Genomic DNA, 13,280 nt, shown 5'->3' with positions numbered 1-13,280 from the left:
CTGAAATGGCCATGAAACTGACAAAAACGCTCTGCGCCTCCGCGGCTGCCCTCTGCTGCCTGCTGGCTTTCGCCTCATGCAGGCAGGGACCGGATTCCGTTGCCGGTCCTGCCGCTCCGGTGGATGTGAAGGTTTTTAATCATCTGGTTGCCGTGCTGGGGCATGAAAGCCGGACTCTGGAACTGGTGGACCCCGCTTCCGGAGAAAAGGTGAAAAGCATCCGGCTGGGCCAGCCGCCCAACGGCATGGCGCTTGACGGTGCCACCGCCTATGTGGCGGAAGGCGGACCGCGCGGCGTGGTGGAGGTGGTGGACCTGGAAAGCGGGGCGCTGAAAGGTTCCTTTCCGGCGGGCCATACGCCCATGGCTCCCGTGCTGCGCGGAGGTAAGTTGTATGTGGCGTGCCGGTTTGACTCCCAAATTCTGGAAATGGACGCCGCCACCGGGAACGTGCTGAATTCCTGGAACGTTCCCCGTGAACCGGTGGCGCTGGCCGTCTCTCCGGACGGCAGGAAAATATGGGCCGCCGGCCATTTGCCCGCCGGGAAGGCGGACGGGGATTTCACGGCGGCTGCGCTGACCCTGGTGGAAGACGGGAAGGCGGCTCATTTCCCGCTCTCCAACGGGACGCAGGGCGTGCGCGGCATGGCGATGAGCCCGGATGGCCGTTATCTGGCCGTGGCGCACGTGCTGAGCCGCTACCAGGTGCCCACCACGCAGCTGGACCGCGGCTGGATGAACACGAACGCCGTGACGGTTATTGATACGGAACAGCCGGACAAGCCGCACCCCGTCCTGCTGGACGACCCGGATGCGGGGGCGGCCAACCCCTGGGGCGTCGCCTTTTCCGGGGATGGCGGAAAGCTGTTTGTGACGCACGCGGGAACGCATGAGTTATCCGTGATTGATTTTCCCGGCCTGCTGGACCGCATGAAGCGGGAAAACCGGGAAAACGAACCCGTTTCCGAAAGGCTGGGCTTCCTGCACGGCCTCCGCACCCGCATTCCGCTGCCCCTGAACGGTCCGCGCGCCCTGGCTTCTGACGGGAAAAACGTTTATGTGGCCGGATACTTCTCGGACACGCTGGCGCAAGTCCCTCTCCAGGGGGAAGCGCAACCCCGGAAAATCGCGCTGAATGAAGGATTCCAGCCCTCGCGGGAAAAGCTGGGGGAACAATACTTCAATGATGCCTCCCATTGCTTCCAGGGCTGGCAGAGCTGCGCCACCTGCCACCCGGACGGACGCGTGGACGGCCTGAACTGGGACCTGCTGAATGACGGCATGGGCAACCCGAAAAACACGCGCACCATGTTCCTCTCCCACCGGACAAGCCCGGTGATGACGCTGGGCGTCCGCGCCTCTGCGGAGGTGGCCGTGACGGCGGGCTTCGTGCACATCCAGTTTCTGGAACCTTCCGGGGAACTGGCGGAATGCGTGAATGAATACCTGAAAAACATGAAGGAGGTTCCCAGCCCGTACCTGATGGCGCATATTCCCTCCAGGCAGCAGACGCGGGAGGCTGCCTGTGCCCAGTGCCATGCTCCCGGAGTGGAGCGGGGCTCCTTGTCCGAATCCGCGCGGAGGGGGAAGGAAGTCTTTAAAACGGCCGGGTGCGTGCAGTGCCACCCGCACCCGTACTTCACTACCAAGGAACTGGTGGCTACGGGGACGGCCACGGGGCTGGATGAAGGGAAAAGCATTCTGGTGCCCTCCCTGGTGGAAGTGTGGCGGACCGCCCCTTACCTGCACGACGGCCGGGCGAAGACAATCCGGGAAGCCGTCACGATGCACAACCCGGGGGACATCCGCGGGAAGACAAGTTCTTTAAATGACCGTGAACTGGAGGACCTGGTCAATTACGTACAGTCCCTGTAAAGGAGGACACCATGGCGGCGGATTTACCTGAAAAAACGGAATGGCGCGGAAAAAGCGGCGCGCAGGAACATTTCTTCTGCATGACGGCGGAACCGGGCGCGAGCTTTGAGGCGGAACTGCGTTCCCTGATGGACAGGTACCGTGAACTGGGCGGCGGCGGGGAAGATGAATTCCTGCTGCGCTTCCACGTCAGCGATCCGGTGCGCCAGTCGGAAACGCTGCGCCGGATGGCGGGGGAGCGGAACTCCTACGTCTCCGTGGTGGGGCAGCCCCCGGCGAACGGGGCCCGCGTGGCCCTGGAAGCATGGCACATCGGCGGAATGCTGGAAAAAAGACGGAAAGAGGACCAGTGGGGAACGGTGGTGACGGCCCGGCGTCCGCATTACCGGTTGTTTCTGGCGGGCAGGAAGGAAACCTCCGCTCCGGACAGCCACGGCCAGATGCGGGAGGAATTCCGCTGGCTGGACCGCGCGGCTGCCGCGCAGGGAGGAACCGTGCCGGAGCTGGTTCACCGCACGTGGATTTACTGCCGGGACATTGACAACAACTACCGCGGATTGGTGGAAGGCCGCAATGAATGCTTTGGCCGTTACGGACTGACCCCGGAGAGCCATTTCATCGCCAGCACGGGCATTGAAGGCTGTACGGAAACGCCGGGGCGCCTGCTGCACATGGACAGCCTGGGAATCGTCGGGCTGAAGCCGGGGCAGGTCCGTTACATGGAGGCTCCGGATTACCTGTCCCCCACGCACCTGTACCGGGTGGCCTTTGAACGCGGCGCCCGCATCGTGTACGGGGACCGCTCCCACTACTTCCTTTCCGGCACGGCCAGCATTGACGCGCAGGGAAACATTGTCCATCCGGGAGACGTGGCGCGGCAGACGGACCGCACCCTGGAAAACATGAACGCCCTGATGGAAAGGAGCGGCGGAAGCCTGTGCGACCTGAAGCAGGCTGTGGTGTACCTGCGCGACTGGGCGGACCGGGAAACGGTCAGCCGCCGCCTGATGGAATCCCCGCTGGCCGCCGTCCCCCATCTGCTGTTGAAAGCCCCCGTCTGCCGCCCCGGCTGGCTGGTGGAAATAGACGGAATCGCCGTCAATGGCGCCGGAGACGGTGCATTTGCTCCCCTGTAAAGGAACCGTTCCCGGAACAGCCGGGAGCGGCCGATTTCACTTGTTATCCCATGCACGGAAATGGTACCTTACCCCCGCATGACCTATCGCCTTAATACGGACCGCCTGGTGTTCTTTTCCGTGCTGTTGTGGGCGCTGCTGCCGCCGGGCGTTTTTGCCTGGGAAGGTAATCCCCCCAGTCCGGATAATGTGCGTTGGCTGGAACAATTCTGTTCCAGTTATATTCAGTTCCTCACCATGGGCGGGGTGTTGTGCGTGGTCATCGGCTTTGTATGCGCGGCCTTCATCTGGCTGGTGAACCGCCAGGACTGGGCGCGGAGCCTTAAAATCGGAATCCTGTTTATCGTTTCCGCCCTGTGCCTGGTTTTGTACGGCGGCTCCCTGTCCTTTGCCGTGTTCTACCTCCCCCTGGCCCTGATCAACCCCGCCGTGTACTGCTTCAGCGTGAGCAAGGCGGAATAATCGGGGGAATAATCGGCGGAAAATACGCGGTTTATTTCTCTTTTCCGTGGCGGATGTCCGTGGCTTCCTTCAGGAAGACGACGGTGGCGGCGATGGTTTTGGCAATGTCTCCGATGCGCTCCAGGGAGCGGATGATGAAGAGCAGGTTGACGTTGAGGGAGGGCGTGTTTTCCCTTTCCGGGGATACCAGCAGGGCCAGCGCCTTGCGGTGGGCCTTGTCCAGCTTTTTGTCCCGCAGGCGTATTTCCCGTGCGGCGTCCGCGTCCTGCGTTTCCAGGCACCGTGCGGCGTCCCGGAATTCGGAGACGGCCATGTCCAGCAGGGGGAGCACTATATCCGTGCATAGGGACTCCCGGCGCCTGATGGATGCCTTGGCGTGCCTGGCGATGCCCGTGACTTCCTCCATGCATTCCTGGAGCTTGTCCCCGCAGCGGGAAAAGGTGAGCACAAGCCGCAGGTCGGACCCCAGGGGATGGAACTGGGTGAGCACGGCGGCGCAGAGGGAGAGAACCTGGCGGGTTTCTTCGCTGAGCGGTTCCCCGTCCGCAATGATGCCGTTGGCCCCGTCGCTGTCCGGGCCGGAGATGACCCGTTCCAGGACGTCCATGTGTTTCAGCAGGCTGCCGCAGACGGCGTTGACGCGGGTGCGGATGGCGTTCAGGGCCGCGTCATAGTGGGGGAGGATGTGGTTGCCGGGAGGTGTCATGAGGTGAATGGCTTGGAAGTTGGGCTTTTTAGCTGAAACGGCCCGTGATGTAGGCTTCCGTTTCTTTTTCCGCGGGGTTGGTGAAGATTTGAGACGTTTCCCCGTATTCCACCAGGCGGCCCATGTACATGAAGGCGGTGCGGTCCGCAATGCGCGTGGCCTGCTGCATGTTGTGGGTGACGATGACGATGGTGAGGTCTTTTTTCAGGTCTTCCATCAGGTCTTCTATTTTCAGCGTGGCGATGGGGTCCAGGGCGGCGCAGGGCTCGTCCATCAGCAGGATCTGGGGGCGGTTGGCGATGGCGCGGGCGATGCACAGCCGCTGCTGCTGGCCTCCGGAAAGGCCGTAGGCGCTTTCGTGCAGCTTGTCCTTCACTTCGTCCCACAGGGCGGCGCCTTTCAGGCTGCGTTCCACGGTTTCATCCAGTTCCGCGCGCCTGCTGCGTCCCGCCACGCGGAGGGGGAAGACGATGTTTTCATAAATGCTTTTAGGGAAAGGGTTGTATTTCTGGAAGACCATGCCCACGCGCTTGCGCAGGGAGATGACTTCCACGCGCGGATCGTACAGGCTGGTGCCGTCAATGCGGATGTCCCCCTGGTGGCGGACGTCCGGAACCAGGTCGTTCATGCGGTTGATGTTGCGGAGCAGGGTGGATTTTCCGCAGCCGGAGGGCCCGATGAGGGCCGTCACGCGGTTGGTTTCAAAGGTCATGCCGATGTTGAAGAGAACCTGTTTGCTTCCGTAAAAGAAGGAGAAATCTTCCACTTCAATGATGGGATCGTCGTCTGGGGCGGCTGGTTCAGTCATGGGATGGTGAAGGAGAACGGGGTTAGAAGCTGGAGGCCGCGTATTTTTTGCGCAGGCGGTTGCGGATGAGGATGGCCGTGAGGTTCATGACCACCACCAGCAGGATGAGCAGCAGAGTGGTGGCGAAGACCATGGGCTGGGCGGCGTCCGAGTCCGGCGACTGGAACCCCACGTCATAGATGTGGAAGCCCAGGTGCATGAATTTGCGCTCCAGGTGGATGAAGGGGCCTTCCCCGTCAATGGGCAGGGAAGGGGCCAGCTTCACCACGCCCGTGACCATGAGTGGGGCCACTTCCCCCGCGCCGCGGGCCATGGCCAGAATGAGGCCGGTCATGACGCCCGGCAGGGCGCTGGGAAGGATGATGCGCTTGATCATCTGCCATTTGGAGGCTCCGCAGGCCAGGGCCGCCTCCCGCAGCCCGCGGGGGACGGCGGAGAGGGCTTCCTCCGTGGAGACGATGACGACGGGCAGCGTCATCAGGGCCAGCGTGAGGGAGGCCCACAGGATGCCGGAGGTGCCGAAGGTGGGCGTGTTGTCCACGGCCAGCTTTTTCCAGTAGAAGAGTTCGTCAATCGTTCCGCCCAGGTAGTAGACGAAGAAGCCGAGGCCGAAGACGCCGAAGACGATGGAAGGCACGCCCGCCAGGTTGTTCACGCAGATGCGCACGGCCTGCACCAGGGCTCCCTGCCGGGCGTATTCCCGCAGGTAGATGGCGCCGATGACCCCCACGGGCGTGACCAGCGCGCTCATGAGCAGGGTCATGATGAAGGTGCCGAAGATGGCGGGGAAGATGCCGCCTTCCGTGTTGGCCTCCCGCGGGTCATCCATGATGAAGTGGTACAGGTTGTGGAGGAAGACGCCGCATTTGCCGAAGAAGCCCAGGTCGTTCGGCTGGTAGCCGTAAACGATTTTGTCCATGCCGGTTTCCTTCTTCTCCCCGTCTCCCAGGGCATACACGAGCGTGTCCCGGCCCTGCTGTTCCCTCAGCCTGCCCGCTTCTGCGGTGTACCGGGCGTATTCCGCGTTGAGCTGCTCCACCCTGGCGCGGAGCCGGTCCAGTTCCCCCGCCGGGTCATCCATGCCTGTGAGGATGGGGTTTTCCCTGGGCGTGGCCGTGCGCCGTCCGTTTTCCTCCCGGATGTCATAGGAGCGTTCAATGGCCTTGATGTCCAGCTTGGCGTCCGCCAGCCGGGTGTTGACGGCGCCGATGTCTTTGGCGTCAATGGCCTTGATGTCGTCCCGCAACTCCGCTTCCCGGTCCAGCGCGCGGCGGAAGGCCGTCATGAATTCCGGGGAGGAGGCCGGGACGGTTTCTCCGGAGGCCAGCTTGAGCTCCAGCGGTTTGACCAGGGCTTTTCCTCCCTCCATGCGTTCCAGGCACAGGAGCCCTTTTGGGGTGGAGGAGGCGGTGACGTTGTGCGCGTCCACGTAGCGGTAGGATTGCCCGTAGGCTTCCTTGCTTCCGGTGAAGAGCTGGTATTCCCGCACGTCCTTCGCCATGGAGCCGGGGAGGGCGGGGTCCGCGGGCATGTGGCGCGTCTGGTCCTTCGTGATGCCGGCGTACAGGACAAGGGGTTTTTCCCCCTGTGAAGCGGGGGCGATCGTCAGTTCATGGACGGTTTTGGGCCAGAAGGCCTCCAGGCCGTTGAAGACGATGATGCCCAGCAGGCCGAAGATCATGATGAGGCCCAGGGAGAGCCCGATGGAGGTGAGCCAGATGTTGACTTCCCCCAGGGGGCGTTTGGGAGCGGGCGGAAGGCTGAAGTCCTGTTTCATGGAAGATGGAGAGGAAGTCTCAAATGACGTTGAAGCGTTTGCGGAGCCGCTGGCGCACGATTTCCGCCAGAGTGTTCAGAATGAAAGTCATGGAGAAGAGAATGAGGCCGCCCAGGAAGAGGACGCGGTAGTGGGTGGAGTCCTGCGCCGCCTCCGGCAGTTCCGTGGCGATGTTGGCGGAGAGGGTGCGCATGCCGTTGAAGATGTTCCAGTCCATGATAGGGGTGTTCCCCGTGGCCATCAGCACGATCATGGTTTCCCCCACGGCTCTGCCCAGACCTATCATCAGGGCGGAGAAAATGCCCGCGGAAGCCACCGGAAGGACCACGGTGCGGACCATCTGCCAGCGGCTGGCCCCCAGCGCCTCCGAGGCGGCGATAAGGGAAGGGGGGACGTTGCTCAGGGCATCCTCGGAAATGGTGAAGATGACGGGGATGACGGCAAAGCCCATGATGAACCCCACCACCAGGGAGTTGCGCTGTTCATAGGGCATGCCGAAGCCGTTGCGCCACAGGTCCGCGAAGCTGGCGGCCTGGAAGTCCCCCACGCCCCACAGTCCCATGACGCCGCGGCAGAGGCTGATGAGGGGCTGTTCCAGCCAGTAGCCCAGGTATTCCCAGCAGAACCAGGCGCAGAGCAGGATGACGGGAGTCATGACGATGTATTCCACGCCGCGGCTGAATTTGTTGCGCCAGGCCGCGGGCCGCGTGGTCCAGAACCACGCGATCAGGGCCGCCAGGCCGGGAATGAGGACGGCCATGCAGAGCAGGGCGGGCACCTTGTCCTCCATTCTGGGGGCCAGGTAGAGCGCGCCGAAGAAGCCCAGCACCACGGAGGGCAGGGACGCCATGATTTCCATGACGGGTTTTACCACCCGCTTGACGGAGGGGGCCATGAAGTGGGCCGTGTAAATGGCGGCCATGACCGCTACCGGAACGGCGAAGACGAGGGCGTACAGGGTGCCTTTCAGCGTGCCGAAGACCAGGGGCATCAGGGAGAGCTTGGATTCGTAGTCGTCCGTGCCGCCCACGGATTGCCAGAGCCATTTGGGGGAGTCATACCCTTCATACCAGATTTTCCCGGCCAGGGCTTTGGACCCTGCTTCCGGGTGCCTGTCTTCCATGGAGAAGAAGTGGACCTTTCCCCCGGCGTCCACGGCAATGGCGGAGTTGAATTCCGTGCTGGCCGCCAGCTGGACGGGGGTGAATTCCAGCGGGTCGCTGCTCCAGCGGACGTCAGCCGTGGTTCCGTAGCAGAGCCTGAGCTCACGCGGGGTGGAGACCAGGAAGGAACGGTTGATGCCGGAGGCGGCGTAATGCTGCACCGGGCCGTCCAGGGGGGGAACTGCCTGGTCTGCCCGAAGAGGCGCACGGCGGGGCCGTCCGGGCGGGGGTGGGGATACAGGCTGAAAATTTTAAGGCTTCCCTTGTCGCCGCCTATCACCAGGGACATGTCTCCGAAGAGCCAGTTGACGGAGGTCATTTTTTCTCCGCTTCCCAGGGGGGACGGAATGGTTTGCCGCTTGACCCACGTTTCCCGGTCTTCATCATAGGAGAAGTAGAGGAGTTTGTCCGTGTCCGTAGCGATGACGAGGCTGTCTCCGGAGGCGCCGGGCAGCAGGGCGGCGGGGCGGCCTTCAAGCTGGTCCGTCAGATCATGGAAGCCGGAGGGGGCCAGCTCCCCTTCATGGAGCAGGGAGCGGGATTCCTCCAGCGTCATCAGCAGGAGGCGCGGACCCTGTTCCGTCTCCGCGGTCGCGGTGAAGATTTTCCGTTCCCCCGCGTCCGCGTAGGCTATGCGGGATATTCTGCCGGGAACGGAGCCGCTTTCCGTCAAGGGGTAGAGCGGGCTGGTTTCCGTTCCGGCCTTGTCCGGGCCGTGCGCGTTCGCCTGGCCGTGGATGTTGAGTCCGGAATGGACGGAGATAAGGCCTGCCTTGCCGGATTCCGTGGCGATGGCGTAGGCCGCCAGGGATGAATCATAGGAATGGGCGCAGACGGTTTCCCCGTCCGGCAGGGATACGGGAGCGGGGTTGAGGTTCCCGGTTGCCTTGTCCAGAAAGAAGACGTTTTTGCCGTTGTCATAGACGAAGGGGAACGTGCCGGAAGGGTCCAGGCCCCAGGTCCCCTGGACCGGGGCGGACGGGGAAAGGTGCTGCCGTTCTTCCACGTCCGCGCCCTGGAAGAGGGGAATGGTGACGGCCAGCAGGAAAAAGAGGATGCCGAAAACGGCTACAATGACGGTAAAGCCCCCGCCGATGATGGTTTTAGTCATGATGCGGTCAAACCACAGCGTGGTTTTTGCCACCTGGAAGCGTTCCGGAACGGGCTTGGGCTTCTTGGGGGGCGCGGGAGAAGGGACTTTGGCGCTCATGACGGCAGGCGGTGGAGAGGGGAGTTGGGGGCAGGACTCCGGCGGGAAGGCCGCAGTCCTGCCCCGGCATGTGTTGATGGCGTATGGAAGGGGTGTTTATTCAATGCTCTTGAGGACATCCGCGCTGACCTTGGCGGGAATCGGGTAATAGCCGTCCTTGGTCACGATTTCCTGGCCGTCCTTGGAGACGATGAACTTGATGAATTCCCTGGTCAGGGTGTCCAGGGGTTCGCCGGGCTTCTTGTTGACGTAAATCAGCAGGTAGCGGGAGAGCGGGTATTTGCCGCTGATGCAGTTGTCATAGGAGGGCTGCACGGCCACCTGGCCGCCTTTTTCCGCCAGGGAGAGGGTTTTCACGCCGGAGGTGACGTATCCGATGCCGGAATAGCCGATCCCCTGTTCGTCGGAGCTGATGCCCTGCACGACGGCGGAGGAGCCGGGCTGTTCCTTCACGGAGTTTTTGTAGTCCCCCTTCTTAGGGCGATTTCCTTCACGAAGCCGTTCGTGCCGGAGGCGCTGTTACGGCCGTAGATGGAGATGGCTTTTCCCTTCATGGAGGGGACGCCCGCATCGCCCCAGTCGGAGATGTTGGAGCCCCCGCGCTTGAAGGTGGAGGAGAAGATGGAGTCAATCTGCGACAGGGAAAGGGCCTGGATGGGATTGTTCTTGTTGACGAAGAAGGCCACGGCGTCCAGGGCCACCTTGATTTCCGTCGGCTTGTAGCCGTATTTGGCTTCAAAGGCCGCTATTTCCTCCCGCTTCATCTGGCGGCTCATGGGGGCGAGCTGGGCCGTCCCTGCCGTGAGGGCGGGGGGAGCCGTGGAAGAACCTTTGCCTTCAACGCCTATTTTGACGCTGGGGTACTTCTTGCTGAATCCTTCCGCCCAAAGGGTCATCAGGTTGTTCAGCGTATCGGAACCGACGGCGCTCAGGTTGCCGGAAACGCCGCTGGTGGGCGCATACGGCTTGATGCTGCTGTCAACGGTTACTTTCTCGGCGGCCATGCTCAGGGAGCTGAGAGCGGCTGCGATGGTCAGGATTTTGGCGAGAATTTTCATGGCGTCTTTTCTGTTGTGTTGCGTCTTCCGTTTCCCGGACGGTAGCGCCGTTCATGCCGGAAGACGGGGAAGTGATACCCTCCCGCCCCCATGGTGAGGAAGAGAAACCTGGTTAAGAAATCGTCACAAACTGCAAGGATGTGGTTGTGGGGGCTGTCTTTGGGGGAGATAGGGGAGATAGGGGAGATAGGGGAGATAGGGGAGATAGGGGAGATAGGGGAGATAGGGGAGATAGGGGTGATAGGGGTGATAGGGAAGGCCCCATTACCCCTATAAACCTTATAACCCCTATCTTTCTTTCCCTCCCTCCCGGAGCATAAAAAGAGCCGCTCCCCGTGGATGGGAAGCGGCGCTGGCCGGGAAGAAGAAAAACTCTCTCTCTCTTTTATTACACCTCCTCGGGAGACAGCCAGCGGAAGGAGACGATGTTGAACTTCCTCCCGAACGCCTTGTTCACCGCGCTCAGCTCCGTCTCCTCCAGCGCTCCGCTCTTCATGTTGATCTTCTTGACCGGCGTCTCCGGGCTGTCCACCGGGTCCACGTAGTTGATCCCCCTCTGCACCACCGCCTCGCACCACGCCCGCGACAGCACCACACCCTCGCGGTTGGTCAGCTCCCCGTAGGCCCGGATCGTAAACGTGTCGTCGCGCGTCGTTAAAATATTGCCCAGCACCGCCAGCACGTCGGACTGGATCAGGTAGCCGGGGGCCGCCGTATACACCGACCCCTTGGCCGCGTCCTGGTTCGGGTACCCTCCCTTGGGCGTGATGACCATGTCGGAGAGTTCGTCAAAGGTGCTGTTGATGGAGCTTTCGTCGATGGCCGCCTGAAGCGCCCCCTTCACCCCCATCTCCCCGCTCTGCAGGCGGCGGTTGACGAAGTCGGACATGTTCAGGAAGGGGCCCCTCTTCTTGACCTCCTGGACCATGTTCCGGGCCAGGGACTTGATCTGCGAGTCGCTGAGCGTTCTGAGGTCGGACCACGCCATGGCCTCCCCGTCCGGGATGCCCTGGGTTACGCCCACCGAGCCGTAGTCGTCCACGTGGGACTTGTCGCTGCTGGCCACCCCGAAGCGGGAGAAGGCCGTCTGGCTGTTGTTGAGCACGGAGGGGGTTCCGCTCCGGGAGTAGAGGAGCTTGCGCTTTTTGAGCCCAAGCAGGGTGGCTTCCCAGGCGCGCTGGGAGGTGGAGTTGACGTTGAAGCCCCCGGCCACGGTGAGGTACTTGGAGGCGTGCTTGTAGCCTTCGTCGGTCTTGGAGAGTTCTTCGACGACGGCCTCGGAGGGCTTGCCCTGGAGGTCGGGCACGAAGCGCCTGTTGGCAATGCCGGCGGCCTTGTTGGAGGAGGCGTCCGTGGAGAAGGCCTGTTGAAGCACGGTTTTAAGTTCCTCCCTGCCCGTGCCTCCGATGCTGGAGGGGCGCGCGGCCAGGGAGGAGGCGAACCAGGAGTCCCAGAGGGCGTCGTTGACCATCAGGCCGTGGTCCCAGAAGTCGCCCAGGGAGGCGTCTCCCATGATTTCATTGTGGGAGAAGACCTTGTCGGGCGGGAGCATGGGGTCGGCAAAAGCGTTGCCGATCCCCACGCCCGGCACGCCGGACTGGTAGGCGAAGCGCTTGGCGACGGCCGCCTTGGAGTCGCTCCTGTACCATCCCGGGGTGAGGCGGCAGCCTGCGAAGCCGGCGAGGCTGGAGGGCTGCTGGAAGGGGAGTTCCGCGGCCACGATCTTGTTGACCTGCTCGGCGCCCGGTCCGCCGAAGGGGGAGAGCCTGGTGCCGTCGTTGGAGAGGATGTTGGAGATGGTGATGGGGAAGAAGTCGCTGTTGGCGTTTTTGACTTCAAACTGGTAGGGGCTGTAGAGGCGTCCGAGCTCGGAGGCGGTGGGCATCTGCCCACCCCAGAAGAGAGGGCTGGAGTGCTGCCATGTCTTGGCGCGGTAGTCCTTGCCTTCCGGGTAGGCTCCAATCACCGGAGGCTTGCCCCATTTGACCGATACTCCGTAGTAGGCCACGAAGGTGGAATCCTGGGCCGCACTGCCGTATTTGCCGCGGCGTTTCAGGTTGTCGTCCGGTCCTTCATTGTCCAGGAACATGTCCGCAGGCAGTTTGACCTGGTCAAGCAGGGGTTTTTCCCACGCGCCCCAGTTCAGGTTCAGAATAGAGGGCATGGCTTTGGAGAAAACATTCATGTCTGCTCCGGTGTTTGCGGTTAAATTCCCTGCTTTGCCAATTTGCTTGGGATCCATGATGCCGGAAACCATGACGATGGAACCGAGTTTGTTGGAACTGGAGGAAAATTTGTCTGTATACTTGGTGCAGAGAACAACGCTGTTAGGCGTGTAATTGAGATCGTCCAGCGTTTCCGCAAATTTGATGGACATCATGGCCGTTCCCCTGTCTTCATAACCGCTGCCGGAAAGATACTGGTACTGAATGCCGTCAGCCTGGTTGATAGCATAGGAACTGACCTGTCCGGGGCTCTGGTCCCAGCCTTCCTTGAAAGCAAAGTTGTCCACGCGCACATCGTTCTTGTTTGCCTTGGATTGCGTGACCATGTTGCCGTGTTCGATCCGTTCGACGACGGGATGGGCGAAAATGACGATTTCGCCCGCTTTGAGCGTGGAAGGCTCCCCGGCTTTTCCTACCCCTCCCGAGGTTAATTGCGACGTTTTCCGGAAGGAGGCTCCAAAGTCGGCAATCTGGCGGTTGTTATAGCCGTCGTTGGGGGAATACGGGGAAAAGGGTGATTCTGAATAGGTGGCCGTAGAGGGATCCCAGTTTTCGATCAGATTGCCTTGCATGCGGCCATAATTATTGGTCTGCATGAGCGGCATGTAGCGGTGCTCTCCGAAGAAAGAGCCCCAGGGACCGCCTTCCGCTCCCTGGAATTTCATGTCCACGTTATACGGGTTCCACCAGACATACACCGGGATCACGGAAACGCGCACGTCAATATGGCCTCCGCGGGCTCCGTGCTGGGCCTCGCGTTTGACGTACTGAATCCCTACGAAGGAGTAGAAGCGCAGCAGGATGGGATGGCGCATGTACGTGTAGCGGTTGTCCATCATTTCCATGTTTGCGGCGGCATCA

General features: G+C 61.9%; 10 protein-coding genes and 1 pseudogene. 4 read left to right on the top strand and 7 right to left on the bottom strand.

What is annotated here, in order from left to right:
- Positions 1–11 precede the first annotated feature (11 nt).
- The 3 genes from PVA48_RS02865 to PVA48_RS02855 all read left to right on the top strand — a co-directional run bounded on the left by PVA48_RS02865 (position 12) and on the right by PVA48_RS02855 (position 3,472).
- On the top strand, positions 12–1,874 hold the full coding sequence (locus tag PVA48_RS02865) for a c-type cytochrome (protein ID WP_180975181.1): 1,863 nt from the start codon (positions 12–14) through the stop codon (positions 1,872–1,874).
- 11 nt (positions 1,875–1,885) lie between these two features.
- Positions 1,886–3,010 carry a Rid family hydrolase gene (locus PVA48_RS02860; RefSeq protein WP_102728391.1) on the top strand — a complete coding sequence of 375 codons (1,125 nt, stop codon included), beginning with the start codon at positions 1,886–1,888 and terminating at the stop codon, positions 3,008–3,010.
- A gap of 78 nt (positions 3,011–3,088) precedes the next feature.
- Complete coding sequence (locus tag PVA48_RS02855; protein WP_102728392.1) at positions 3,089–3,472, top strand: hypothetical protein; 384 nt, start codon at positions 3,089–3,091, stop codon at positions 3,470–3,472.
- A gap of 31 nt (positions 3,473–3,503) precedes the next feature.
- Here PVA48_RS02855 and PVA48_RS02850 read toward each other — a convergent pair whose 3' ends face one another.
- The 6 genes and pseudogenes from PVA48_RS02850 to PVA48_RS02825 all read right to left on the bottom strand — a co-directional run bounded on the left by PVA48_RS02850 (position 3,504) and on the right by PVA48_RS02825 (position 10,194).
- On the bottom strand, positions 3,504–4,178 hold the full coding sequence (locus PVA48_RS02850) for a phosphate signaling complex PhoU family protein (RefSeq protein WP_022397210.1): 675 nt from the start codon (positions 4,176–4,178) through the stop codon (positions 3,504–3,506).
- 28 nt (positions 4,179–4,206) lie between these two features.
- Positions 4,207–4,986 (bottom strand): phosphate ABC transporter ATP-binding protein PstB, encoded by a 780-nt coding sequence (gene pstB / locus PVA48_RS02845; RefSeq protein WP_022397211.1) that lies wholly within the window; start codon positions 4,984–4,986, stop codon positions 4,207–4,209.
- 22 nt (positions 4,987–5,008) lie between these two features.
- Positions 5,009–6,763, bottom strand: a complete 1,755-nt coding sequence (gene pstA / locus PVA48_RS02840) for a phosphate ABC transporter permease PstA (protein WP_102728393.1) — start codon at positions 6,761–6,763, stop codon at positions 5,009–5,011.
- Positions 6,764–6,782: 19 nt separating this feature from the next.
- Positions 6,783–7,685 (bottom strand): ABC transporter permease subunit, encoded by a 903-nt coding sequence (locus tag PVA48_RS02835; protein ID WP_423232487.1) that lies wholly within the window; start codon positions 7,683–7,685, stop codon positions 6,783–6,785.
- Positions 7,686–7,753: 68 nt separating this feature from the next.
- Positions 7,754–9,136: a hypothetical protein gene (locus PVA48_RS02830; protein WP_423232206.1), complete on the bottom strand. Its 1,383-nt coding sequence runs from the start codon at positions 9,134–9,136 to the stop codon at positions 7,754–7,756.
- 96 nt (positions 9,137–9,232) lie between these two features.
- Positions 9,233–10,194, bottom strand: a pseudogene (locus PVA48_RS02825) (PstS family phosphate ABC transporter substrate-binding protein).
- A 90-nt stretch (positions 10,195–10,284) separates the two neighbouring features.
- Between PVA48_RS02825 and PVA48_RS02820 the strand changes: the two are divergent.
- Positions 10,285–10,470, top strand: a complete 186-nt coding sequence (locus PVA48_RS02820; RefSeq protein WP_215458552.1) for a hypothetical protein — start codon at positions 10,285–10,287, stop codon at positions 10,468–10,470.
- A gap of 112 nt (positions 10,471–10,582) precedes the next feature.
- Here PVA48_RS02820 and PVA48_RS02815 read toward each other — a convergent pair whose 3' ends face one another.
- Positions 10,583–13,264 (bottom strand): hypothetical protein, encoded by a 2,682-nt coding sequence (locus PVA48_RS02815; RefSeq protein ID WP_423232205.1) that lies wholly within the window; start codon positions 13,262–13,264, stop codon positions 10,583–10,585.
- Positions 13,265–13,280 lie beyond the last annotated feature (16 nt).

Source organism: Akkermansia sp. JRP_AM1 (assembly GCF_049262625.1).
Taxonomy (GTDB): Bacteria; Verrucomicrobiota; Verrucomicrobiia; order Verrucomicrobiales; family Akkermansiaceae; genus Akkermansia; species Akkermansia massiliensis.
This window is presented reverse-complemented; position numbering and strand designations above follow the sequence as displayed.